This is a genomic window from Enterobacter sp. MGH85, assembly GCF_001037655.1.
Lineage (GTDB): Bacteria > Pseudomonadota > Gammaproteobacteria > Enterobacterales > Enterobacteriaceae > Enterobacter > Enterobacter intestinihominis.
Window position 1 is genome coordinate 2093978 of the sequence record NZ_KQ089925.1, and the last position, 24330, is coordinate 2118307.

A 24330-nucleotide genomic window follows, 5' to 3' on the forward strand; every position below is an offset into this window, starting at 1 on the left:
CCTTTTGTTACTTAGCCAGCAAATTGCTGTATGAAGCGGCTACCAAAATAGGCAAGCGTGAGAATGCCCGCACCCGCAACGTTGAACCAGACCACGCGACGACCGCGCCAGCCTTCATGATAATGGCCCCATAACAGGACAATATAGACAAACCACGCGATGATGGAGAGGACCGCTTTATCGATATTCTCCACGCTGAACAGGTTCTTCATATAAAACAAGCCCGTGCACAGCGTCAGCGTCAGCAAAACCACGCCGACCTGGGTGATGTGGAACATCTTACGCTCAATCACCATCAGCGGCGGCATTTCATGGTTAAACGCCAGCTTTTTATTTTTCAGCTGGTAGTCGATCCAGGCGAGCTGCATGGCGTAAAGGGCGGCGATGATCAGCGTCGCGTAGGAGAATAGAGACAGGCCGATATGCACCAGCATCCCCGGCGTGGCTTCCAGATGGGTAATAAACTCATTGGGCATGAACGTGGCTAACGCCAGGTTGATCAGCGCAAAGGCGTAGACTATCGGCAGCAGCAGCCAGCCACGATTTTTAGACGCGACAATGGTCATGACCGTACAGATCATCAGGCTGACCAGCGAGCCGACGTTCAGCACGCTCAGATTTTGCACGCTGCCGTCGCCGGGAATGATGCGTGATTCCAGCGCAAACGCATGGCTAATCAGTGCGATCACTGCCGAAAGAATAGCCATGCGCCGCCAGCCGCTGTTTTTTTGCAGCAGGCCAGGAATGATCAGCGCGAGGCTGACAGAGTAGGCAACAAGGGCGATCAGTGCGAAAACAGGCATATAGGCGTCGACAGTTGTCTTAATAAGAAAGAGAAGCAGTATAACGTTACGTGACGCCTGCTCCAACCGTTGCATAACAACAAAGGCGCCTTCATGTTATACTCCGGCAAAATTCTGTGTATGTGTCGCCCAGGCGACCTAACGTTTCTACCCCAGGCGAGAGACAATGTTTGATAATTTAACCGATCGTTTGTCGCGCACGCTGCGCAACATCAGCGGCCGTGGACGCCTCACCGAAGAGAACATCAAGGAAACGCTGCGCGAAGTGCGCATGGCGCTGCTGGAAGCAGACGTTGCGTTGCCGGTCGTGCGTGATTTTATCAACCGCGTGAAAGAGAAAGCGGTTGGTCATGAAGTTAACAAGAGCCTGACTCCGGGTCAGGAGTTCGTCAAAATCGTCCGTAACGAGCTGGTTTCGGCGATGGGCGAAGAGAACCAGGTGCTTAACCTGGCGGCTCAGCCACCAGCCGTCGTGCTGATGGCGGGTCTGCAAGGTGCGGGTAAAACCACCAGCGTCGGTAAGCTGGGGAAATTCCTGCGCGAAAAGCACAAGAAAAAAGTGCTGGTGGTTTCGGCGGACGTGTATCGCCCGGCGGCGATCAAACAGCTGGAAACGCTGGCCGAGCAGGTTGGCGTAGACTTCTTCCCGTCCGACGTGGCGCAGAAGCCTGTTGACATCGTTAACGCGGCGCTGAAAGAGGCGAAGCTGAAATTCTACGACGTGCTGCTGGTGGATACCGCCGGGCGACTGCACGTTGACGAAGCGATGATGGACGAAATCAAGCAGGTTCATGCTTCTATCAATCCGGTAGAGACCCTGTTTGTTGTCGACGCCATGACCGGTCAGGATGCGGCGAACACCGCAAAAGCGTTTAACGAAGCCCTGCCGTTAACCGGCGTGGTGCTGACCAAAGTCGACGGCGACGCTCGCGGCGGTGCGGCGCTGTCTATTCGTCATATCACCGGTAAGCCAATTAAGTTCCTCGGCGTGGGCGAGAAAACCGAAGCGCTGGAGCCGTTCCACCCGGATCGTATTGCCTCCCGTATCCTCGGCATGGGCGACGTGCTGTCGCTGATCGAAGATATCGAAAGCAAGGTTGACCGCGCGCAGGCTGAAAAACTCGCCAGCAAGCTGAAAAAAGGTGACGGTTTCGATCTGACCGACTTCCTTGAGCAACTGCGTCAGATGAAAAACATGGGCGGTATGGCAAGCCTGATGGGTAAACTGCCGGGTATGGGGCAGATCCCGGACAACGTCAAATCCCAGATGGATGACAAAGTGCTGGTGCGTATGGAGGCAATCATCAACTCGATGACGCTGAAAGAGCGCGCGAAGCCAGAAATCATCAAAGGTTCCCGCAAGCGCCGTATCGCAGCCGGTTGCGGCATGCAGGTCCAGGACGTTAACCGCCTTCTGAAACAGTTCGACGACATGCAGCGCATGATGAAGAAAATGAAGAAAGGCGGCATGGCGAAGATGATGCGCGGCATGAAAGGCATGATGCCGCCCGGTTTTCCTGGGCGATAATCGCTTTTGAGATTGCTTTTTGCCCGAAAATGAGTAAAATTTTCGGGCTTTTAATATGACACCCGGGCTCCGTTCCTCGATGGGGCCCGGTTGTTTTATTCACACAAGAGGATGTTATGGTAACTATTCGTTTAGCACGTCACGGCGCTAAAAAGCGTCCGTTCTACCAGGTTGTTGTGACTGACAGCCGTAATGCACGCAACGGTCGCTTCATTGAGCGCGTTGGTTTCTTCAACCCACTGGCCTCTGGCGCAGAAGAAGAAACTCGTCTGGATCTGGATCGTATCGCTCACTGGGTTGGCCAGGGCGCTACTGTTTCCGATCGCGTTGCTACGCTGATCAAAGCAGCAAACAAAGCAGCTTAATCTGTCACGGTGGTCATGATGAGCAATAAAGCACCTGTTGAACCGATCGTATTGGGAAAAATGGGTTCTTGCTACGGTATCCGTGGTTGGCTCAGAGTGTTTTCCTCCACTGAAGACGCTGATAGCATTTTTGATTACCAGCCCTGGTTTATCCAGAAAGCCGGTAAGTGGGAAGAGGTCGAGCTGGAAAGCTGGCGTCACCACAATCAGGACATCATCATCAAGCTGAAAGGCATTGACGATCGAGATGCCGCGAATGCGCTGACTAATTGTGAAATTGTCGTGGATTCGTCGCAGTTGCCGCAACTGGAAGAGGGTGACTACTACTGGAAAGACCTTATGGGTTGCCAGGTAGTGACCACTGAAGGCTACAGCCTGGGGAAAGTCATCGACATGATGGAAACCGGGTCAAATGACGTTCTCGTCATTAAGGCAAACCTGAAAGATGCATTTGGCATCAAGGAGCGGTTGGTCCCGTTCCTCGATGGACAGGTTATCAAGAAAGTCGATCTCACTACTCAAACCATTGAAGTAGATTGGGATCCTGGTTTTTAAATTCTCCGGATAAACGGTAAAAGACGGCGCTATGTGGATTGGCATAATTAGCCTGTTTCCTGAAATGTTCCGCGCGATTACCGATTACGGGGTAACTGGCCGGGCAGTAAAGAATGGCCTGCTGAGCATCCAGAGCTGGAGTCCTCGTGACTTCACGCACGACCGGCACCGTACCGTGGACGATCGTCCTTACGGCGGCGGACCGGGGATGTTGATGATGGTGCAACCCTTACGGGACGCCATTCACACAGCAAAAGCCGCGGCAGGTGAAGGCGCGAAGGTGATTTATCTGTCACCTCAGGGACGCAAGCTTGATCAAGCGGGCGTGAGCGAACTGGCGACGAATCAAAAGCTGATTCTGGTCTGTGGTCGCTACGAAGGGATAGATGAGCGCGTAATTCAAACCGAGATTGACGAAGAATGGTCTATCGGCGATTACGTTCTCAGCGGTGGTGAGCTACCAGCAATGACGCTGATTGACTCCGTCGCCCGGTTTATTCCGGGGGTTCTGGGCCATGAAGCTTCGGCAACGGAAGATTCCTTTGCCGATGGATTGCTGGACTGTCCACACTATACTCGTCCTGAAGTGTTAGAAGGGATGGAAGTCCCGGCAGTGTTACTGTCTGGAAACCATGCCGAGATACGTCGCTGGCGTTTGAAGCAGTCGCTGGGCCGAACCTGGCTTAGAAGACCTGAACTTCTGGAAAACCTGGCTCTGACTGAAGAGCAAGCAAAGTTGCTGGCCGAGTTCAAAACTGAACACGCGCACCAGCAGCATGAACATGATGGGAAAGCGTAATACGCTCCCGAATATCAGTTTACCCAGGATAAGAGATTAAATTATGAGCAACATTATAAAGCAACTTGAACAAGAGCAGATGAAGCAGGACGTACCTTCCTTCCGTCCAGGTGACACCGTGGAAGTGAAAGTATGGGTTGTTGAAGGTTCCAAAAAACGTCTGCAGGCATTCGAGGGCGTGGTTATCGCTATTCGTAACCGCGGTCTGCACTCTGCATTCACTGTTCGTAAAATTTCCAACGGCGAAGGCGTTGAGCGTGTCTTCCAGACTCACTCTCCGGTAGTTGACAGCATTGCTGTTAAACGTCGTGGTGCTGTACGTAAAGCTAAACTGTACTACCTGCGTGAGCGTACTGGTAAGTCTGCTCGTATTAAAGAGCGTCTGAACTAAGATTCGCTTAAGCGACATCCTGTCAGAAAGGGCTGGCCGAAAGGCTGGCCCTTTTTTTATCCCATCGCACCTCTCGCGTTAACCCTTCCGTCATAAATCATTTACAATGTTCGCCTCTTGGGGGGAGGGTAAGTGGATAACGTACTGCATCAGCATAGCTGGAAACGCGCAGCGGCATTGACCGCGCTGTTTGCGATCCTGCTGATCGTCGTGGCGCCGCTGATCTCCGTCTCGCTGCAAAAAGATCCCATGAGCGCCATGCCGGGCATGCACCATGACATGAGCATGATGTCGATGGACGAGCATCATGGGGATATGCCGCATTCCATGCCAGTTGACCATGCGGAAGCCTGCGGCTACTGCGTGCTGTTAGCGCATGTGCCGGGCGTGATGCTGGCGCTTATCGTTCTGCTCAGCGTGGTGTTGCAGCGGCTGCGCATGAAGCCGCCTCGTCAGGCGGTCAGCCACTGGCACTTTTTCCCCTGGCTTTACCCCGATACCCGCGCGCCGCCGCGTCGGTCTGCTTTCTCCCTTTAAAACAAAATCACTCACTTTTTGCCTTAAAAAGGAAAAGTATGACTACCTGCACTCCGCGCGCGGCATGGGGAAACCTGCTGCGTCGCCTCCATTTCTATATCGGGCTGTTTGTTGGTCCGTTTATTTTCTTCGCAGCGTTGACCGGTACGCTGTATGTCGCCACGCCGCAGCTTGAAAATGCGCTGTACCATCATGCACTCCACACGGATGCCGTGGGTGAGGCGCAGCCTCTTGCTGCACAAATTGCCGCGGCCGAAAAGGCCGTAGAATCAGATCTGCGTCTGCATGCCGTTCGTCCGGGGCTGGAAGAGGGCGAAACGACCCGCGTGATGTTTGCCGACCCGGCGCTGGGTCCCTCCGAGCATCGGGCTATTTTTATTGATCCCGCCAGCCTTGAGGTTCGAGGGGATATGACCGTCTACGGCACCAGCGGGATTTTACCGCTGCGTCAGACTATCGATTATCTGCATACCTCGCTGATGCTGGGCAACCTCGGGCGCCTCTATAGCGAGTTAGCCGCCTCGTGGATGTGGGTTGCTGCCCTGGGCGGGATCGCGCTGTGGTTCTATACCCGACCGAAGCGCCGTATTAACAATCGTTTCCAGAATCGTCGTCGCCTGCATGTGATCTTAGGCTGGACCTTACTGGCGGGAATGCTGCTGTTCTCAGTCACCGGGTTAACCTGGTCACAATGGGCCGGTGGCAACGTCGATAAGCTGCGTGCAGAGATGAACTGGCTGACGCCGCAGGTAAACACCACCCTTTCCGGTGCGCCGGAAATGATGGATGAACACGCCGAACATCATGGTCATCACGGCGGAATGTCGATGCCTGAAATGCCTGTTGAACTGTCGCTTTTTGACAGCGTATTGCAGGCCGCCCGCCAGTCAGGAATTGATGCGAACAACGTTGAGATCCGTCCGGCAAGCAGGGTCGACCAGGCCTGGACGGTGACGGAAATCGATCGCCGCTGGCCGACGCAGGTTGATGCCGTTGCCGTGGACCCCCACTCTCTGAAGGTGCTGGACAGGACTCGCTTTGGGGATTTCCCGCTGATGGCTAAACTCACCCGCTGGGGCGTGGATTTCCATATGGGGATCCTGTTTGGTCTGGCAAATCAGCTGCTGCTCATCGCGTTTGGCGTTGCGCTGTGCGTGCTGATTATCTGGGGATATCGGATGTGGTGGATGCGTCGTCCTGCGATGTCAGCCGCGAACCCGGTACAGACGCTCTGTCAAAGCTGGCTGGCATTGCCGCTGTGGGGAAGGGGAGTGACGTTCATGATAAGCCTCCTGCTGGGGCTGGCGTTGCCGGTAATGGGCGTCAGTCTGGCGGTATTTATCGTGATTGACTGGCTGCGCTGGCGAGCGGCTTCAGGCGTGTCGCTCGCCGGCACATCCGCTAAATAGCCTTAAGGCGTGCTGATAACTACCGCAACACGGCGGTTTTCAGCGCGCCCTTGCGCAGTACAGTTGTTGCTGAGAGGGTATTTTTTGCCTAAACCCCGCGTAGTGAGGTTGCTGCGCGGGATGTTCGCGCCCTTCGCCCAGGCATCCGCTACAACATTGGCACGTTTTAACGAAAGCGCTTCGTTGTAGCTCTCTTCGCCATAGTTATCCGTATGGCCGTCCATCCGGGCGTGATTCAGACCGGTTGCCGCCAGACGTGAGGCCATAGTCTGGATCTGCGTTTCACTTTCCGGACGCAGTCTGGCGTCATTTTTATCAAACAGGATCTTATCCGACAGGCCCAGGGACCAGTCGCCATTCAGTTCGTTAAAGCCGTAGGACTTCATGGCCGCGATTTGCTCTGGTGTGAATTTACCCTCCGGCGTCTGGCACCCGGACATAACCAGAGATGCCAGTAACAACGGCGCGAAGTATCGCTTCAACATATCGTCTTCCTTTCAGGGTATTGTTTTCGAACGCTGGTTTTTGACCAGGTACATATTGCGATCGGCTTGCTCAAGCAATGCCTCGACGGAGGCATTTTCCCACGCCAGAGCAAAGCCAATGCTGAGTGACATGGATGCTGTGTGTCCGTTACGCAGATCAAACGGACGGATAAATTGCTGCGACAGCGCAGCGCAAATATATTCGACCTCACGCGCGGTGTGGACGCCATAAAGGATCATGGCAAACTCGTCGCCGCCAAGACGGTAAGACTGATGACGTTTTTCGCCAAATTCGACCATCCTTTTTGCGGCTTCGATCAGTACGCAGTCGCCCGCGGCATGGCCCCAGGTGTCGTTAATAAACTTGAAGTTATCACCGTCCAGGAAGAGCAGGGCAGAATTGGTCTTTGCCGAAGCGTCATTCATTAAGGCCGCAATGTTGTTGCGAAACGCGGCGCGGTTTGCAAGCCCCGTGAGCGGATCGTGCATGGCGGTACGCAACAGTTGAGCGTTTTTCGCCTGTAGCTTGAGCTGCCACTATTCCATTTCATCCAACAGGCTGTTGAAGTCTTCACCAAACTGGTGGAACTCTTCAATGCGGCCTTCCGTTACCCGGCGAGAGAAGTTGCGGTTGGTACGGACGTCATGCACAACGTCAGTGATGTTTTGCATTTCAACAACCATGCCATGATGTAGCGAGCGGGTGATGGTCAATGCGACGGTAGAGGCAAAAAGAATGCAGCCAGTGAGGACCGCAAATGAGAGCCAGATAAAGTGGCTAATCAGGCTGTCTCGTGCGGTCAGACGAATTTCGCCAATCACATTACCGTTATGTATGATGGGCTGTGCGACAGGAACAGGGAACAACCACCGGTTGACCAGCGCGCCCAGCGTGTCGGTATTATCCGCCGGGTTCCACGACCACCAGGCAAACCGTTTATGATGTGCATTTAGCACTTCCGCCACGGCAAATTGCCCCTGCTTGCCGAGGGTCGCCAGCGTTTCATTTGCCGCCACGGCATCGTTGAACACCAGAGAGGCCTCAAGGCTGTGGCTCATGGTGGCGCCGGTGAGTTCGAGGTTTTTTTGCGCGTATTGCTTTAATGTCACCACGGAAGCGAAACACAGCAGCAACCATATAAACGTCATCGTAATAATGACGCTTATCATGCTGATTCGCCGCAACGTTCTTTTAAACGTCGGACGCGGTGTTGGTGTGACTTCCTTATTCATGCTTCTTATTCCGTGCGAGCATTAATACATCCGGATTGACTCTTACGCCACTGCGCGTCAGCGCATCCAGATTTACGGAAAACCTGACCTTGTTGTGCTCTATTATCAGACAAAATGCGCTGCCAATAACGCATTCAGGATTTTGCTCTGACATTAATAGCAACGCCTGGCCCTGATAGTGATTTATTATTTCCTGTTGTTTTGCCGGTGATTCGTTCCCGAAATAGAGGGCATCGCACCTTGCTGTGAGTGCTTCCCGATCGCTATGCACAATGACAGGACTATAGGGCAACGGGTTATTTACATCCTCACTGCTGAGCGCCTGTCTGTAACGGGAAGAGGCATAAATACAGAGCTTAGGCTGGCCGGAAAGTGCTGGCCATCGGGTGTAGCTTACAATACCAGAAACAATCGAACGTACCGATTTATCCGTTTCCGTGAGCGAGCCTGCCCTTGCAGGGTTCACCAAAATGAACAGCATTAGCGCCAGGGGGAGGTGAAGCAAAGCGATCAAGAATGTATTTCTCATCAGAATCCGCCAAACCGCCCCGGAAATAGATGCCCTTATGAATTTCCGGCAGAATACCATTCTTTCTCAAAGCCGTCATTATGTCAGAAATATCCCTGTCTTGACCTAAGCTAAATCTTACAGAGCACGATATTCAAAGTAATTTAGGCAGGCTCAATTAAGTCTGCTGGAATTCATACTTTTATTCATTTTTTGTTGCCAGGATTTATGTAGCCACGCAACTTTCCCTCAATTCACCCGAGGATAATTAAGCTAACGGCCAGCGCCGGGATAGCGTGCCTGGTGTGAGCGTAGACTGGCGTTAAAAGCGTATGTGTAATTTTATGTTTACGATTTTAACCTGTGATTTGGCATTTAAATGGCTGCTGTAAAATAATCTGTACGTATTTTGGATTGAAATCTTTACTTGATGTGTTATCGTTGTGTCACCTCTTCGAGGAAAACCACTATCGCAAACGAGTTTTACAGGATCGCAATCATGCAAAAAGACGCGCTGAACAACGTACATATCACTGACGAACAGGTGTTAATCACCCCGGATCAACTGAAGGCGGAATTCCCGCTGAGCGTCGCGCAGGAAGCTCAGATTGAGCACTCTCGCCAGACCATTTCTGACATTATCGCAGGCCGCGATCCGCGCCTGCTGGTGGTATGTGGTCCTTGCTCCATTCACGATCCTGAAACCGCCATTGAGTACGCTCGTCGATTTAAAGCATTAGCGGAGGAGGTCAGCGATAGCCTCTATCTGGTGATGCGCGTCTATTTTGAAAAGCCACGTACAACGGTTGGCTGGAAAGGGTTGATTAACGATCCGCACATGGATGGCTCGTTTGATGTGGAAGCGGGCCTGAAGATTGCGCGTCGCCTGCTGGTGGAGCTGGTCAGCATGGGGCTGCCGCTGGCAACCGAAGCGCTGGATCCGAACAGCCCGCAGTACCTCGGCGATCTGTTTAGCTGGTCTGCGATTGGGGCGCGCACCACCGAGTCACAAACCCACCGCGAGATGGCGTCTGGCCTGTCTATGCCGGTTGGTTTTAAAAACGGTACCGACGGCAGCCTGGCCACGGCGATTAACGCCATGCGCGCCGCCGCTATGCCCCATCGTTTTGTCGGGATCAACCAGGCGGGCCAGGTATGCCTGCTGCAAACGCAGGGCAATCCGGACGGGCATGTGATCCTGCGCGGTGGTAAAGCGCCAAACTACAGCCCGGCGGATGTCGCGCAGTGTGAAAAAGAGATGGAACAGGCGGGACTGCGTCCGGCGCTGATGGTAGATTGCAGTCATGGTAATTCGAATAAAGATTACCGTCGCCAGCCTGCGGTTGCAGAATCTGTGATTGCACAGATTAAAGATGGTAACCGTTCAATTATCGGCCTGATGATTGAAAGTAATATTCATGAAGGCAATCAGTCATCGGAACAGCCGCGTAGCGCGATGAAGCCCGGCGTCTCGGTCACGGATGCTTGCATCAGCTGGGAAACCACTGATGCGCTACTGCGTGAGATCCACAAAGATTTGAACGGCCAGCTGGCGACGCGTCTGGCATAAGAGGATAGTTATGGTTGCTGAATTGACCGCATTACGCGATCAAATTGATGAAGTGGATAAGGCGTTGCTGGACCTGCTGGCGCGCCGCATGGCACTGGTTGCTGAGGTCGGCGAAGTTAAAAGCAAATACGGCCTGCCAATTTACGTTCCGGAGCGTGAGGCCTCTATGCTCGCCTCCCGCCGTAAAGAGGCACAGGCGCTGGGCGTTTCACCGGACTTAATTGAAGATGTCCTGCGTCGTGTGATGCGGGAATCCTATTCCAGCGAAAACGACAAGGGCTTCAAAACTCTCTGTCCGTCGCTGCGTCCGGTGGTGATTGTCGGTGGCGGCGGCCAGATGGGGCGTCTGTTTGAAAAAATGCTGACGCTTTCTGGCTATCAGGTGCGCATCCTGGAAAAAGAGGACTGGCCGCATGCGCCGGAGCTCATTAAGGATGCCGGAATGGTTATCGTCAGCGTACCGATTCATGTGACGGAGCAGATTATCGCGAAACTTCCTCCGCTGCCGGAAGATTGCATTCTGGTGGATCTGGCGTCCGTTAAAAATGGCCCTCTACAGGCAATGCTGGCGGCGCACACCGGGCCCGTGCTTGGGTTACACCCGATGTTTGGCCCGGACAGCGGCAGCCTGGCGAAGCAGGTAGTGGTTTACTGCGACGGTCGTCAGCCGGAAGCGTATCAGTGGTTCCTGGAACAGATTCAGGTCTGGGGGGCACGTTTGCACCGTATCAGTGCGGTTGAGCACGATCAGAACATGGCGTTTATTCAGGCGCTGCGCCACTTTGCAACCTTCGCCTATGGTCTGCACCTGGCGGAAGAGAACGTTCAGCTTGAACAATTGCTGGCGCTTTCCTCGCCAATTTATCGTCTGGAGCTGGCGATGGTCGGGCGACTGTTTGCCCAGGATCCACAGCTTTACGCCGACATCATCATGTCGTCTGAAAATAACCTGGCGCTGATCAAGCGCTACTATCAGCGTTTTGGCGAAGCGATCACCTTGCTGGAACACGGCGATAAACAAGCGTTTATCGACAGTTTCCGTAAAGTGGAGCACTGGTTCGGTGATTACGCCACGCGATTCCAGAGTGAAAGCCGCACGCTGTTGCGCCAGGCAAATGACAGTCGCCAGTAATCTGATGATGTATATACTGAAAGCCAGCAATGCTGGCTTTTTTCATATAATGGGTGGATGTGGTTTATCAACCATTTAAATTATCACTAATAAAAACAGTAATTTAAAAAAGCTGTAACCATCTGGATCCGTTTCTAATACCCCGAAGTGTGGACGCAATGTGGACACTCCGGGGGGAGCAGAACCTACAGCGATATCCCTCCTGAAAGCGGATTCAATGCCACGGCATTTTGCAGGTACTCCGGTGACAAATGCGCATAAGTCATCGTCTGCTGGATGTTTGCATTACCCAGTATTTGCTGTAATGAAATGATGTTACCCCCGTTCACCATGAAATGACTTGCGAAGGTATGACGCAAAATATGCGTTGCCTGATTTGCAGGAATATCAGGTTTAACCATCTTCAGCACTTTGCAAAAACTCACGTAATCGATGTTGAACAGATTCCCGCTGGTATTCTTCTTTATCAGCGATTCAAGCTCAGAAGAAATCGGTACAGTGCGCTTTTTTGCGTTTTTGATTTTCAGGAATGTCACGCGCCCGTTTACTATTTGTGCCGGTTTGAGTGTTGCCAGCTCTGACCACCGCCCGCCGGTACTAATCCCCAGCAGGGCAACCAGCAGATCCTCACCTGTAAATGACTTAAGCAGCAGCGCACTTTCTGCTTTGTTAAGGAAAGCCATTTCAGGGTTAGCCTCTGCCAATGGTGGCAAACCATGAACGGGGTGCACCCCAGCAAACTCTTAAAGTTGAATCAGCTTCGTGAACATGCCTGATACAAGAAAGAGGGTATACCGAAAACGCGTGTCAGTGAGGGTAACGAATGTTATCGATTTAACTGAGTGGGTAGCAAATTATGTAATGTTGAGTTTCCAGTTGATGCTGGATGACGCCGACTGCGGTATGACAATCATGAACTGGAAAGAACTAAGCGAGAAGGGGCTGGTTTTCAGAATTAATCACGAAATTTTACACCCGCCAGGGCTGGCTGTTGGATATGAAATGACTAACGGTGTTTCGGCTGGGGCTTCGTGGCTGATAACGGAGCCTGGCAATATTCAGACGAGCTTGTTGATGATGCTAAAAAAATGGGTGGTTAAAATGAGCCATACGCGAATAATGCCAGCACCGCCGGTGCTGAAATTTGCTTTCAGCGCCGGTGGTGTTGAACAACGAGCGCGGCGAGGCGTTAGCCTCTAAGTCGATAAAATCAGAGTCAGGAAAGTAGATTGAAGTAAAAACGTCCATTATGATGACCCCAAAGGTTAGCCCAAAAGGAAATTAGGACAATGAGCGTTGGATTAATTACGGACGAGCCAGGACGTTTCTACACCTTCCAGTCAACATTACCAGCCGGTGAATACTTCGAATTTCGCCCCCGCAATCCTCCACTGAATTCAAAACCCATTGTTGATGACGAAACTGGGATGTGTATTGGCTATTCAGTCTCTCAGGCTCCCGGTTTATGGCAGATTTATGATACCGACGGCATGTTTGTCAGGCTGGAAGAAGCGCCACTAGAAGCCCCCCTGATTGACCCAACAGACATCGTATTAATTGCCTTGGGTGCATTTCGTCTTTTTCGGGCTGGTAAAGCGTTACTGGAGAGTGGAGTTAAAACCGCTGTAACTGTGAGGCTCAGTGAGGCTACTATCAGTCTCTTACGTGGTCGGCTGAAAATGGGGTTATCTGCACGAACCCTTAAAATGACCGCAACTCCTGCTAAACATATGCTTAATCCCGCGCGATATGTGCCCTTGCAACTTCAGGAAAAAGTTATTCGCTACGGCAAAAGAACGCCAGATCCTCAAAAGGCTCAAGGTCTTTTTCGTTACGAATCTGAGATATATAAACTTGTTGAGAATCGGGCGAAAAAAGGAACCTATTATTATAAAAAATATATGATAGAAGTATTGGTGCGTGAGAAAGACTGGACAATAACTCATTTTTTATACAAGTGATGGGGGGAATATGATTGAGATAATTAGCGACAGGAAAATTTTACGGATTTCCCCCTTTGGGCGTGATAATACCCCTGACATACCAGAGTATGACTGGATACATACCTATGTGGAGTACGAACTACCCGAGCTTAAAACACAATATCAGGCATCCTTTAATGTCGGAGAGCTTAATGCTCTTAAAGCTAAACTCAGGGAGTTACATAGAAGTTTAGTTGATGGCACGAAGGCTCGTGAGGTGATTTTTGATAGCACAGAAAATCAGTTAAATCTTGTGTTTTCACCATCATCAACAGGGCGTGGGGTGCTTTTAACATTAACGCTAAGGCCGGAAAATCCTGCTGAAAGCGTCGTAGTCAGTGATAGTCTTGGAATGGATGAAAGTTATTTTCCTGCAATACTTTCCGGGCTGGACGAAATCATTAATTGGACGAGTTGATTCGCAATTTTAGATGTGCATGCATCAGTGGATGAGTTTGCATTCATTTTTTATTCCAGTTTTTGCCAGCCAGTGACAGCGCTGGTGCGGCTCAAAGGCGCAGGCCATGCGCGCCGCACAGGCAAGGAGCTGTATCATCAGTGCTCAAACATCATTTGCAGTTGCACGTTCATCACCACTGAGACGGTCGAGAGCTTTATCGTTTCGCCGGGTGAAGTAGTACCAGCGCCGCCGCACCCGACGCAATCAGGCCAGCAACAAATCCACTGGATGTGACCAAAAGAAAGCCCTGCACATGGCAGGGCTTTTTCGATGCGTGGACGACGTGTGGACATCGTCAGAAACAAATCCTTTTGTTTCAGCCTTTTGCGTCTAAAATTAAAACAGCAATGCTGGCTTTTTTCATTTTGGGGAATTGTCATGGCTGAACCGCAACTGCTGTTGAACTATACCGGGCATCTGCCCGAATGCCCGACGTGGAGTGCTGAAGAAAAGGCGCTCTACTGGGCGGATATTCTGGAAGGGGAGATTCATCGGTACCATCTGCCCACCGCGGAACACTCGGTGCTCTCATTCCATGAAGAAGTTGGGTGTTTTGCCCTACGTGAACGCGGCGGATTTATCGTCGCGATGCGAAACGCCATCTGGCTGACCGATAAACACGGCCTGCTCCAGCGTAAGGTTTGCGATAACCCGTCCAACCCGCAGCTTGCACGCTTTAACGATGGAGGCACCGACCATCAGGGACGGTTTTATGCGGGCACGTTCTGGGGGCCGGGAGATTATAACGGCGCCATGTTGATGCGTATCGACAACGACCTGACACCGAAAGTGATCCAGTGCGATATTCAGGGGCATAACGGTTTAGCGTTTAGCCCTGACAAACGGTGGATGTTTACTTCTGATACGCCGAACGGTGTGATCTACCGTACGCCGCTTGATAAGCAGGGGGAACCCGGTAAGCGCGAAGAGTTTCGCCGTTTTAGCGAGGGAGAGGGTATACCCGACGGAGCGGCAATGGATGAGGAAGGCTGCTACTGGAGCGCACTGTTTGACGGCTGGCGTATCGCACGGTTTTCACCGCAAGGCGAACAGCTGGAAGAATACCGGCTGCCGGTACGCTGCCCGACAATGGTCTGCTTTGGCGGCGACGATATGAAAACGCTGTTTATCACCACCACGCGGGAAAATATGGAGGCGGAGGAGCTGGCGAAATACCCGCTTTCCGGTGCCATCTTCACCCTGCCTGTAAATGTGGCAGGGATGAAGAAAAGCCGCTTTATCGAACATTAAGCCGGATCGACCGGGACCACGTTTTCGCTCGGATAGCAGCCCAGTACTTTCATGGAGCGTGTGATCTCGCCCAGTTCGCGCAGGGCTTTCTGCATGGATGCAGACTCCAGGTTGGCCTGAACGTCGAGATAGAACATCTCTTCCCACGGGTTGCCATGTATTGGGCGGGATTCCAGCTTCGTCATGATCAGGTTGTGATTACGCAGCACCAGCAGCGCTTCAACCAGCGCACCCGCCTGCTGTCCGGTCGCCATCAGCAGGGTGGTTTTCGCCGGGACCTGGTCCGACACGTTGATGGCCTTGCGGGCAAGAACCACGAAACGGGTGATATTTTGCGTCTGGTTGGCCAGATTGCGTTCCAGCACCTGTAAGCCATACAGCGCGCCGCCCGCTTCGCTACCGAGTGCCGCGACGGCAGGAGAGTTTGCCTGCGCCACTTTTTCCATCGCCGCCGAGGTGCTTTCGGTGTACTCAATTTTCCAGTGCGGATAACGGTTCAGGAACTGGCTGCACTGCTGGAACGGCTGCGGGTGGCTGTACACCGTTTCAATCTGACTCAGATCGGTTGAGCCAGAGACCAGCACGCAGTGATCGATAGGAATAGTCAGCTCACCGACCAGCGACAGGCTGGTGTGCTGGAGCAGATCGTAAACATCGTTGATGGCGCCGGAACTGGTGTTCTCAATAGGCACCACGGCGTAATCTGCCTGGCCGGTTTCGACCTGGTTGAAGATGTCTGCAAATTTTGCACAACCGCTCTCAATGAACTCTTCGAAATGACGGGCTGCGTACTGGCGAGCCGCCAGGTGAGAATAAGAACCTTTCGGGCCGAGGAAAGCGATCCGAGCAGAGTGCGGGTTGGTTTTGTTCAGATGCTGCTGGAGCAGGGCCTGTTGCGTCAGAACGGAATCTTCAATGATGAGCTGGAACAGGCGGGTGATGTAGTGGGCATCAAGATGATGCGCTTTGCCGAGCTGTATCAACCGTTCCAGTAAATCACGCTCGCGATCGATATCGCGCACCGGCCGATGAGAATCCAGCTTGGCTTTGCCAACTTCAATGGCGAGCGCGCGGCGTTCTGCCAGCAGGGCCAGTAACTTTTCGTCGAGTGCACTGATTTTTACGCGTAAATCCAGGAGCGGGTTTTCCGGTGTCATAGTGTTGTCTGTCTCATTTTATCGTTATCAATAAAAAAGGCCTCCCGGTGTGGGAGGCCTTGTTGTTCGTCTTCGCATTCTTTATCACACGACGAAACGCCTCCCGGTCAGGGGAAGGTAAAAAAGAATGCGAAGAAAAACGGCGTCTGTTTCATTAGGTCATCCTGAAATTGATAGGGTTAAAGTACCTGTACTGTTTTGATCCTGTCAATAAAAAACGCGCCCGAAGGCGCGTTGTCGGTACACTCAATTTAAAGGATTACTCTTCTTCAACTTCTTCCGCGAAGCTGGCGTCTTTCACCGATGTTGTGGCGCGACGGGCTTCACCTTTGTGTTGCACTTTATTGAGCTGCCGTTCCAGCTTGTTGATCAAATCGTTAATTGCGGTGTACATATCCTCGTGTTTAGCGCTGGCGACCAGATGGCCGTTTGGAGTATTGATAGTTGCATCAGCGACGAAACCCTGCGGCTCCTTGGACAGGATGATATGTGGATTAATCAAATGTGTTTGCCATTTATCCAGTTTGGCGAGACGGTCTGCGACGTGCTGGCGGATTGCCGGAGTAATTTCCATTTGTTTACTGGTAATGTTCATTGTCATAAATTTTACCTCTTGTCTTTCCGTCTTGGTAATTCCAGCATACCCGACCTAATGTCAAAATGTGTGATTTAGATCACGTTATTTTGTCGGTTTTTGTCAGGGAATCTTTTTTGTGAGGCAGGGCAGGAAGAGGTGAGATTTACCTTGTCGAAGCCAGCAATTGCGGTCATAGTTGACTGGATGTGTTGAAGCTAAACCGCTTCAGCGTAAGTCTGAAAGAATAAAAAAACGGCAGCCTGAGGGCTGCCGTTATGCGTTGTAGCGGTATCAGGTGTTGCTGCTGTTCGCGGCGATGATTTTCGCCACTTTGTCAGCCTGAGCCGTCATCTGCATCTGGCGATACGCATTCTCCATCAGCTTCAGGCCATCACGCGTGGCCTGGGTATCTGGATAATCACGCAGCATGCCTTCTACACGGTTAACCACGGCAACCCATGCGCCACGGCGAGTGTAGTATTCCGCGACGGAGTACTCGTATTTCGCCAGACGATCTTTCAGGAACACCAGACGCTTAGTGGCATCGGTAATGTACTGGCTGTTCGGGTAGCTACGCACCAGTTTGGAGAAGTCATTGAAAGCATCACGCGCATGTTGCGGGTCACGGTCAGAACGATCCACCCCGAAGAAGCCCTGCAATGCACTGTCATCCAGCGCCATGTTAGTCAGGCCGCGCATGTACATCACGTAATCGATGTTAGGATGGGTAGGGTTCAGACGCATGAAACGATCGATCGTTGCCTGAGCCAGCGGCAGATCGGCATTTTTATAGTAGGCGTAGATCAGATCTAACTGTACCTGCTGTGAATACGGACCAAACGGATAGCGATTATCCAACGCTTCCAGTTGCGTTATCGCCTGTTTCCAGTTACCGTCCTGCAACTTTTGTTGTGCAGTCGCATAGATTTCATTCGGCGGATTGTCAGGGACCTGTTCATTCGAACCGGAGCAGCCCACCAAAGCCAGGCTCAACGTGGCCGCTGCCACCAGATATTTCATGCGCGTCATGACGTTTTGACTTTCCTCAAATGTTTGTCCGGGAGAAACTCAGTTCCTGCTCCCGATTAAGACCAGCTACAATAGCACACTATATTAAACGGCAAAGCCGTAAAACCCAACGTTAAACGAAGAAGCAGTTTATGGCACAACGAGTAGAACTCACCGCAACAGTCTCCGAAAATCAGCTCGGTCAACGCTTAGATCAGGCTTTGGCCGAATTGTTCCCTGATTATTCGCGTTCACGTATAAAAGAATGGATCCTTGACCAGCGCGTGCTGGTAAACGGCAAGATCTGGGACAAACCAAAAGAGAAAGTGTTTGGTGGGGAAGCTGTCGCCATCAATGCTGAAATCGAAGAGGAAGTCCGCTTCGAGCCGCAGGATATCCCGCTGGATATCGTCTACGAAGATGACGATATTCTGGTCATCAACAAACCGCGTGACTTTGTCGTCCATCCGGGCGCGGGTAATCCTGACGGTACGGTACTTAACGCACTCCTTCATTATTACCCGCCGATAGCTGACGTACCGCGTGCCGGTATCGTTCACCGTCTGGATAAAGACACCACGGGTCTGATGGTGGTGGCGAAGACGATCCCCGCCCAGACTCGACTGGTGGAATCTTTGCAGCTGCGCGAAATCACCCGTGAGTATGAAGCGGTGGCCATTGGTCATATGACCTCTGGCGGCACGGTGGAAGAGCCGATTAGTCGTCATCCAACCAAGCGTACGCATATGTCCGTGCACCCGATGGGTAAACCGGCGGTGACCCACTACCGCATCATGGAACATTTCCGTATTCATACGCGCCTGCGTCTGCGTCTGGAAACCGGGCGTACTCACCAGATCCGCGTGCACATGGCGCATATTACCCATCCGCTGGTGGGTGACCCTGTTTACGGCGGTCGTCCGCGTCCACCAAAGGGCGCATCGGATGAATTCATCTCCGTGCTGCGTAAATTCGATCGCCAGGCGCTGCATGCGACGATGCTACGTCTTTACCACCCAATCACCGGAATTCAGATGGAATGGCATGCGCCTATCCCACAGGATATGGTGGAACTTATCGACGCGATGCGCGCAGATTTCGAAGAACATAAGGATCACGTGGACTGGTTATGACCAAACTGATTGTCCCGGAGTGGCCGCTGCCTGAAGGCGTGGCCGCCTGTAGCTCGACCCGTATCGGTGGCGTGAGCCAGGGTGCGTGGGCGTCTTTGAACCTCGGTGCGCACTGTGGCGATAACCTGGAGCACGTCGAAGAGAACCGTAAGCGTCTGTTTGCTGCGGGAAACCTTCCTTCAAAACCGGTCTGGCTTGAGCAGGTGCACGGTAAAGCGGTGCTGAAGCTTACGGGTGAGCCCTATGCGTCTAAACGCGCCGATGCTTCGTACAGCAATACGCCGGGAACGGTTTGCGCGGTGATGACCGCTGATTGCCTGCCGGTGTTGTTTTGTAACCGTGCCGGTACGGAGATTGCAGCAGCGCATGCGGGCTGGCGTGGCCTGTGTGAAGGCGTGCTGGAAGAGACCGTTGCCTGCTTCCAGGACGATTCTGCAAATCTCATCGCCTGGCTTGGCCCGGCGATTGGCCCGCAGGCATTTGAAGTGGGGCCTGAGGTTCGGCAAGCTTTTATGGAAAAAGATCCTCAGGCGGTTAATGCGTTTGTGGCGTCCGGCGATAAATATCTGGCCGATATTTATCAGCTTGCCCGCCAGCGCCTTAATAATGTCGGCGTGACCCAGATCTTTGGCGGAGATCGCTGTACATTCACCGAAAAAGGTGATTTTTTCTCCTGGCGCCGTGACAAGACGACAGGCCGTATGGCAAGTTTCATTTGGCTGATATAACCTAAAGAATCAAGACGATCCGGTACGCGCCGTTTTCTTTTCACATAATTCAGGTTATTAACCTTGAATAATTGAGGGATGACCTCATTTAATCTCCAGTAGCAAATTTGACCTGTTATGGGAGGAGTTATGCGTCTGGATCGTCTTACTAATAAATTCCAGCTTGCTCTCGCCGATGCCCAGTCCCTCGCACTGGGGCACGACAACCAATTTATCGAACCTCTTCATTTAATGAGCGCCTTGCTGAATCAGGAAGGGGGATCGGTACGTCCTTTGTTAACGTCCGCTGGCATTAATGCTGGCCAGTTACGCACCGCCATCGATCAGGCGCTGAGTCGTTTACCGCAGGTAGAAGGTACTGGTGGCGACGTACAGCCGTCACAGGATCTGGTGCGTGTACTGAACCTTTGCGACAAGCTGGCGCAAAAACGTGGGGACAACTTTATTTCGTCAGAGCTGTTTGTTCTGGCGGCGCTTGAATCACGCGGTACCTTAACCGACCTGCTGAAATCCGCCGGTGCAACCACCGCTAATGTGACCCAGGCGATTGAGAAAATGCGCGGAGGTGAAAGCGTGAACGACCAGGGAGCCGAAGACCAACGTCAGGCTTTGAAAAAATTTACGGTCGATCTGACCGAACGTGCCGAGCAGGGCAAACTTGACCCGGTAATCGGTCGCGACGAAGAAATTCGCCGGACTATTCAAGTACTGCAACGCCGTACCAAAAACAACCCGGTGCTGATTGGTGAGCCTGGCGTCGGTAAAACCGCCATCGTTGAAGGGCTGGCGCAGCGTATCGTTAATGGCGAAGTGCCCGAAGGGCTGAAAGGCCGTCGCGTACTGGCGCTGGATATGGGCGCGCTGGTGGCCGGGGCGAAATACCGCGGTGAATTTGAAGAGCGTCTGAAAGGCGTGCTGAACGATCTGGCGAAACAGGAAGGCAACGTCATCCTGTTTATTGACGAACTGCACACTATGGTGGGGGCAGGTAAAGCTGACGGCGCAATGGATGCAGGGAACATGCTGAAACCTGCGCTGGCACGTGGTGAACTTCACTGCGTCGGTGCCACTACGCTGGACGAGTATCGTCAGTACATTGAAAAAGATGCCGCGCTGGAGCGACGCTTCCAGAAGGTGTTTGTCGCAGAACCAAGCGTTGAAGATACCATCGCGATTTTGCGTGGTCTGAAAGAGCGTTATGAGCTGCACCATCATGTGCAGATCACTGACCCGGCCATCGTTGCGGCGGCGACGCTTTCGCATCGTTACATTGCCGACCGTCAGTTGCCGGATAAAGCCATCGACCTTATCGATGAAGCGGCGTCCAGCATCCGTATGCAGATTGACTCGAAACCGGAAGAGCTGGACCGACTCGATCGCCGCATTATTCAGCTCAAGCTGGAACAGCAGGCATTGAACAAAGAGTCTGATGAAGCGAGTAAGAAACGCCTCGATATGCTCAACGAAGAGCTGGATGAGAAAGAGCGTCAGTATTCTGAGCTGGAAGAAGAGTGGAAAGCTGAGAAAGCCTCCCTCTCTGGCACCCAGACAATCAAGGCGGAGCTGGAGCAGGCGAAAATTGCCATTGAGCAGGCGCGTCGCGTAGGGGACCTGGCGCGGATGTCCGAGCTACAGTACGGCAAGATCCCTGAGCTGGAAAAACAGCTTGAGATCGCCACGCAGTCGGAAGGCAAAACCATGCGTCTGTTGCGTAATAAAGTGACGGACGCCGAGATTGCCGAAGTGCTGGCGCGCTGGACGGGGATTCCTGTAGCTCGCATGATGGAAAGTGAACGCGAAAAACTGCTGCGTATGGAGCAGGATCTGCATCAGCGCGTCATTGGCCAGAACGAAGCGGTCGAAGCGGTATCTAACGCCATTCGTCGTAGCCGTGCGGGGCTGTCCGATCCGAATCGTCCCATCGGCTCGTTCCTGTTCCTGGGGCCAACCGGTGTCGGTAAAACCGAGCTGTGTAAAGCGCTGGCTAACTTTATGTTCGACAGCGATGACGCGATGGTGCGTATCGATATGTCCGAGTTTATGGAGAAACACTCTGTCTCGCGTCTGGTCGGTGCGCCTCCGGGATATGTCGGTTATGAAGAGGGCGGTTACCTGACGGAAGCGGTTCGTCGTCGTCCTTATTCCGTCATCCTGCTAGATGAAGTGGAAAAGGCACACCCTGATGTGTTTAACATCCTGTTGCAGGTGCTGGATGATGGACGCCTGACGGACGGGCAGGGAAGAACGGTCGATTTCCGTAACACGGTGGTGATCATGACCTCGAACCTGGGTTCCGATTTGATTCAGGAACGCTTCGGTGAGCTGGATTACAGCCATATGAAAGATCTGGTGCTGGGTGTGGTCAGCCAAAACTTCCGTCCGGAGTTCATCAACCGTATTGATGAAGTGGTCGTGTTCCATCCGCTGGGTGAGAAACACATTGCGTCGATTGCGCAGATCCAGTTGCAGCGTCTGTACAAGCGTCTGGAAGAGCGTGGGTATGAAATCCACATCTCGGATGATGCGCTGAAACTGCTGAGCAAGAATGGTTACGATCCTGTTTATGGCGCGCGTCCGTTAAAACGTGCAATCCAGCAGCAGATCGAAAACCCGCTGGCGCAGCAAATCCTTTCCGGGGAGCTGGTTCCGGGCAAAGTTATCCGTCTGGAAGCCAACGAAGACCGAATTGTGGCAGTGCAGTAAGTCACAAAACGCAAAAACGGGCCGCTTGCGGCTCGTTTTTGTTTAAAAACCAGGCAAGAATTAAGGTCTGAGATGTGTTTTGCCTGGAAAGTGAGCAGTCAGTAAATAATTTTCACTTTGCACTTGCAGCCTCAGAAGAACTCCCTATAATGCGCCTCCACTGACACGGAACAACGGCACGCAAGCCGCCGGGTCAGCAGAGAAAAGCAAAATAAACGCTTGACTCTGAAGCGGGAAAGCGTAATATGCACACCCCGCGCCGCAGCGAAAACGTAGCGGCACTGCTCTTTAACAATTTATCAGACAATCTGTGTGGGCACTCAAAGTGACATGGATTCTTAACGTCCTCGGACGAAAAATGAATACCAAGTCTCTGAGTGAACATACGTAATTCATTACGAAGTTTAATTCACGAGCATCAAACTTAAATTGAAGAGTTTGATCATGGCTCAGATTGAACGCTGGCGGCAGGCCTAACACATGCAAGTCGAACGGTAACAGGAAGCAGCTTGCTGCTTCGCTGACGAGTGGCGGACGGGTGAGTAATGTCTGGGAAACTGCCTGATGGAGGGGGATAACTACTGGAAACGGTAGCTAATACCGCATAACGTCGCAAGACCAAAGAGGGGGACCTTCGGGCCTCTTGCCATCGGATGTGCCCAGATGGGATTAGCTAGTAGGTGGGGTAACGGCTCACCTAGGCGACGATCCCTAGCTGGTCTGAGAGGATGACCAGCCACACTGGAACTGAGACACGGTCCAGACTCCTACGGGAGGCAGCAGTGGGGAATATTGCACAATGGGCGCAAGCCTGATGCAGCCATGCCGCGTGTATGAAGAAGGCCTTCGGGTTGTAAAGTACTTTCAGCGGGGAGGAAGGCGACAGGGTTAATAACCCTGTCGATTGACGTTACCCGCAGAAGAAGCACCGGCTAACTCCGTGCCAGCAGCCGCGGTAATACGGAGGGTGCAAGCGTTAATCGGAATTACTGGGCGTAAAGCGCACGCAGGCGGTCTGTCAAGTCGGATGTGAAATCCCCGGGCTCAACCTGGGAACTGCATTCGAAACTGGCAGGCTAGAGTCTTGTAGAGGGGGGTAGAATTCCAGGTGTAGCGGTGAAATGCGTAGAGATCTGGAGGAATACCGGTGGCGAAGGCGGCCCCCTGGACAAAGACTGACGCTCAGGTGCGAAAGCGTGGGGAGCAAACAGGATTAGATACCCTGGTAGTCCACGCCGTAAACGATGTCGACTTGGAGGTTGTGCCCTTGAGGCGTGGCTTCCGGAGCTAACGCGTTAAGTCGACCGCCTGGGGAGTACGGCCGCAAGGTTAAAACTCAAATGAATTGACGGGGGCCCGCACAAGCGGTGGAGCATGTGGTTTAATTCGATGCAACGCGAAGAACCTTACCTACTCTTGACATCCAGAGAACTTAGCAGAGATGCTTTGGTGCCTTCGGGAACTCTGAGACAGGTGCTGCATGGCTGTCGTCAGCTCGTGTTGTGAAATGTTGGGTTAAGTCCCGCAACGAGCGCAACCCTTATCCTTTGTTGCCAGCGGTTAGGCCGGGAACTCAAAGGAGACTGCCAGTGATAAACTGGAGGAAGGTGGGGATGACGTCAAGTCATCATGGCCCTTACGAGTAGGGCTACACACGTGCTACAATGGCGCATACAAAGAGAAGCGACCTCGCGAGAGCAAGCGGACCTCATAAAGTGCGTCGTAGTCCGGATTGGAGTCTGCAACTCGACTCCATGAAGTCGGAATCGCTAGTAATCGTGGATCAGAATGCCACGGTGAATACGTTCCCGGGCCTTGTACACACCGCCCGTCACACCATGGGAGTGGGTTGCAAAAGAAGTAGGTAGCTTAACCTTCGGGAGGGCGCTTACCACTTTGTGATTCATGACTGGGGTGAAGTCGTAACAAGGTAACCGTAGGGGAACCTGCGGTTGGATCACCTCCTTACCTTAAAGAACCTGCCTTTGTAGTGTCCACACAGATTGTCTGATGAAA

24 protein-coding genes, 1 rRNA gene, 2 pseudogenes and 1 other annotated feature are annotated in these 24330 nt (G+C 52.6%); of the genes and pseudogenes, 18 read left to right on the forward strand and 9 right to left on the reverse strand.

The features are described from left to right. Positions 1–11: 11 nt before the first annotated feature. Positions 12–803, reverse strand: a complete 792-nt coding sequence (locus tag SK51_RS09945) for a cytochrome C assembly family protein (protein WP_014832951.1) — start codon at positions 801–803, stop codon at positions 12–14. 166 nt (positions 804–969) lie between these two features. On the opposite strand from SK51_RS09945, the gene ffh reads away from it, so the two are divergent. The 7 genes from ffh to SK51_RS09980 all read left to right on the forward strand — a co-directional run bounded on the left by ffh (position 970) and on the right by SK51_RS09980 (position 6387). Continuing rightward, entirely contained in the window at positions 970–2331 is a 1362-nt protein-coding gene (gene ffh, locus SK51_RS09950; protein WP_003863132.1) for a signal recognition particle protein, read from the forward strand. Between the two features lie 116 nt (positions 2332–2447). After that, a complete protein-coding gene (rpsP, locus tag SK51_RS09955) occupies positions 2448–2696 on the forward strand; it encodes a 30S ribosomal protein S16 (RefSeq protein ID WP_022649067.1) in 249 nt (82 codons plus the stop codon). Positions 2697–2711: 15 nt separating this feature from the next. Further along, positions 2712–3251, forward strand: a complete 540-nt coding sequence (rimM, locus tag SK51_RS09960; protein ID WP_003863136.1) for a ribosome maturation factor RimM — start codon at positions 2712–2714, stop codon at positions 3249–3251. A gap of 31 nt (positions 3252–3282) precedes the next feature. After that, a complete protein-coding gene (gene trmD / locus SK51_RS09965; RefSeq protein WP_003863138.1) occupies positions 3283–4050 on the forward strand; it encodes a tRNA (guanosine(37)-N1)-methyltransferase TrmD in 768 nt (255 codons plus the stop codon). A 43-nt stretch (positions 4051–4093) separates the two neighbouring features. Next, positions 4094–4441: a 50S ribosomal protein L19 gene (gene rplS, locus SK51_RS09970; protein WP_002914145.1), complete on the forward strand. Its 348-nt coding sequence runs from the start codon at positions 4094–4096 to the stop codon at positions 4439–4441. A 132-nt stretch (positions 4442–4573) separates the two neighbouring features. Beyond that, positions 4574–4978 (forward strand): DUF2946 domain-containing protein, encoded by a 405-nt coding sequence (locus SK51_RS09975; RefSeq protein WP_022649065.1) that lies wholly within the window; start codon positions 4574–4576, stop codon positions 4976–4978. A 38-nt stretch (positions 4979–5016) separates the two neighbouring features. Further along, entirely contained in the window at positions 5017–6387 is a 1371-nt protein-coding gene (locus SK51_RS09980) for a PepSY-associated TM helix domain-containing protein (RefSeq protein WP_023306738.1), read from the forward strand. A 2-nt stretch (positions 6388–6389) separates the two neighbouring features. Here the strand turns inward: SK51_RS09980 and SK51_RS09985 are convergent, their stop codons facing one another. From SK51_RS09985 to SK51_RS09995, 3 genes and pseudogenes are all read right to left on the reverse strand, one after another. Next, complete coding sequence (locus tag SK51_RS09985) at positions 6390–6872, reverse strand: OmpA family protein (protein WP_032676468.1); 483 nt, start codon at positions 6870–6872, stop codon at positions 6390–6392. 12 nt (positions 6873–6884) lie between these two features. Beyond that, positions 6885–8105: pseudogene (gene dgcN, locus SK51_RS09990) on the reverse strand (diguanylate cyclase DgcN). Next, entirely contained in the window at positions 8098–8634 is a 537-nt protein-coding gene (locus SK51_RS09995; RefSeq protein ID WP_032671643.1) for a regulatory sequestration protein YfiR, read from the reverse strand. Before SK51_RS09995 ends, dgcN begins: the two are co-directional and overlap by 8 nt. A 478-nt stretch (positions 8635–9112) precedes the next feature. On the opposite strand from SK51_RS09995, the gene aroF reads away from it, so the two are divergent. Together aroF and tyrA are read left to right on the forward strand one after the other, a co-directional pair. Beyond that, on the forward strand, positions 9113–10183 hold the full coding sequence (aroF, locus tag SK51_RS10000) for a 3-deoxy-7-phosphoheptulonate synthase AroF (protein ID WP_006811632.1): 1071 nt from the start codon (positions 9113–9115) through the stop codon (positions 10181–10183). Between the two features lie 10 nt (positions 10184–10193). Next, on the forward strand, positions 10194–11315 hold the full coding sequence (gene tyrA / locus SK51_RS10005; protein WP_023298402.1) for a bifunctional chorismate mutase/prephenate dehydrogenase: 1122 nt from the start codon (positions 10194–10196) through the stop codon (positions 11313–11315). Between the two features lie 185 nt (positions 11316–11500). Here the strand turns inward: tyrA and SK51_RS10010 are convergent. Continuing rightward, positions 11501–12103, reverse strand: a pseudogene (locus SK51_RS10010) (tyrosine-type recombinase/integrase); the annotation flags it as partial. A 124-nt stretch (positions 12104–12227) separates the two neighbouring features. On the opposite strand from SK51_RS10010, the gene SK51_RS25600 reads away from it, so the two are divergent. From SK51_RS25600 to SK51_RS10030, 5 genes are all read left to right on the forward strand, one after another. After that, positions 12228–12515 carry a DUF7415 domain-containing protein gene (locus SK51_RS25600; RefSeq protein ID WP_223861968.1) on the forward strand — a complete coding sequence of 96 codons (288 nt, stop codon included), beginning with the start codon at positions 12228–12230 and terminating at the stop codon, positions 12513–12515. An 89-nt stretch (positions 12516–12604) separates the two neighbouring features. Beyond that, on the forward strand, positions 12605–13276 hold the full coding sequence (locus SK51_RS10020) for a hypothetical protein (RefSeq protein WP_023298400.1): 672 nt from the start codon (positions 12605–12607) through the stop codon (positions 13274–13276). A gap of 10 nt (positions 13277–13286) precedes the next feature. Further along, a complete protein-coding gene (locus tag SK51_RS10025) occupies positions 13287–13715 on the forward strand; it encodes a WapI family immunity protein (RefSeq protein WP_023298399.1) in 429 nt (142 codons plus the stop codon). Positions 13716–13787: 72 nt separating this feature from the next. Next, positions 13788–13991 (forward strand): ogr/Delta-like zinc finger family protein, encoded by a 204-nt coding sequence (locus SK51_RS24125; protein ID WP_071881511.1) that lies wholly within the window; start codon positions 13788–13790, stop codon positions 13989–13991. A gap of 144 nt (positions 13992–14135) precedes the next feature. Further along, a complete protein-coding gene (locus SK51_RS10030) occupies positions 14136–15008 on the forward strand; it encodes an SMP-30/gluconolactonase/LRE family protein (protein ID WP_023306734.1) in 873 nt (290 codons plus the stop codon). Here the strand turns inward: SK51_RS10030 and pheA are convergent. The 4 genes from pheA to bamD all read right to left on the reverse strand — a co-directional run bounded on the left by pheA (position 15005) and on the right by bamD (position 17771). Beyond that, positions 15005–16165, reverse strand: coding sequence for a bifunctional chorismate mutase/prephenate dehydratase (gene pheA / locus SK51_RS10035; protein WP_023306733.1), 1161 nt, complete (start codon positions 16163–16165; stop codon positions 15005–15007). The genes SK51_RS10030 and pheA overlap by 4 nt on opposite strands. Before the next feature lie 30 nt (positions 16166–16195). Further along, positions 16196–16321 (reverse strand) — a sequence feature (Phe leader region). After that, entirely contained in the window at positions 16273–16320 is a 48-nt protein-coding gene (gene pheL, locus SK51_RS25205; RefSeq protein WP_100229775.1) for a pheA operon leader peptide PheL, read from the reverse strand. (Overlaps the previous feature by 48 nt.) 103 nt (positions 16322–16424) lie before the next feature. Next, the gene (gene raiA, locus SK51_RS10040; protein WP_006811628.1) at positions 16425–16766 is read right to left on the reverse strand and encodes a ribosome-associated translation inhibitor RaiA; all 342 of its coding nucleotides are present in this window, start codon (positions 16764–16766) and stop codon (positions 16425–16427) included. A 267-nt stretch (positions 16767–17033) separates the two neighbouring features. Beyond that, complete coding sequence (gene bamD / locus SK51_RS10045) at positions 17034–17771, reverse strand: outer membrane protein assembly factor BamD (RefSeq protein ID WP_003863164.1); 738 nt, start codon at positions 17769–17771, stop codon at positions 17034–17036. A gap of 131 nt (positions 17772–17902) precedes the next feature. Between bamD and rluD the strand changes: the two genes are divergently transcribed. The 4 genes from rluD to SK51_RS10065 all read left to right on the forward strand — a co-directional run bounded on the left by rluD (position 17903) and on the right by SK51_RS10065 (position 24282). After that, positions 17903–18883: a 23S rRNA pseudouridine(1911/1915/1917) synthase RluD gene (gene rluD / locus SK51_RS10050; protein WP_022649057.1), complete on the forward strand. Its 981-nt coding sequence runs from the start codon at positions 17903–17905 to the stop codon at positions 18881–18883. Then, entirely contained in the window at positions 18880–19611 is a 732-nt protein-coding gene (gene yfiH, locus SK51_RS10055) for a purine nucleoside phosphorylase YfiH (protein WP_023298396.1), read from the forward strand. Before rluD ends, yfiH begins: the two co-directional genes overlap by 4 nt. A gap of 129 nt (positions 19612–19740) precedes the next feature. Next, positions 19741–22314: an ATP-dependent chaperone ClpB gene (clpB, locus tag SK51_RS10060; RefSeq protein WP_023306732.1), complete on the forward strand. Its 2574-nt coding sequence runs from the start codon at positions 19741–19743 to the stop codon at positions 22312–22314. 426 nt (positions 22315–22740) lie between these two features. Next, positions 22741–24282: ribosomal RNA gene (locus SK51_RS10065) — 16S ribosomal RNA — on the forward strand. Positions 24283–24330: the final 48 nt, after the last annotated feature.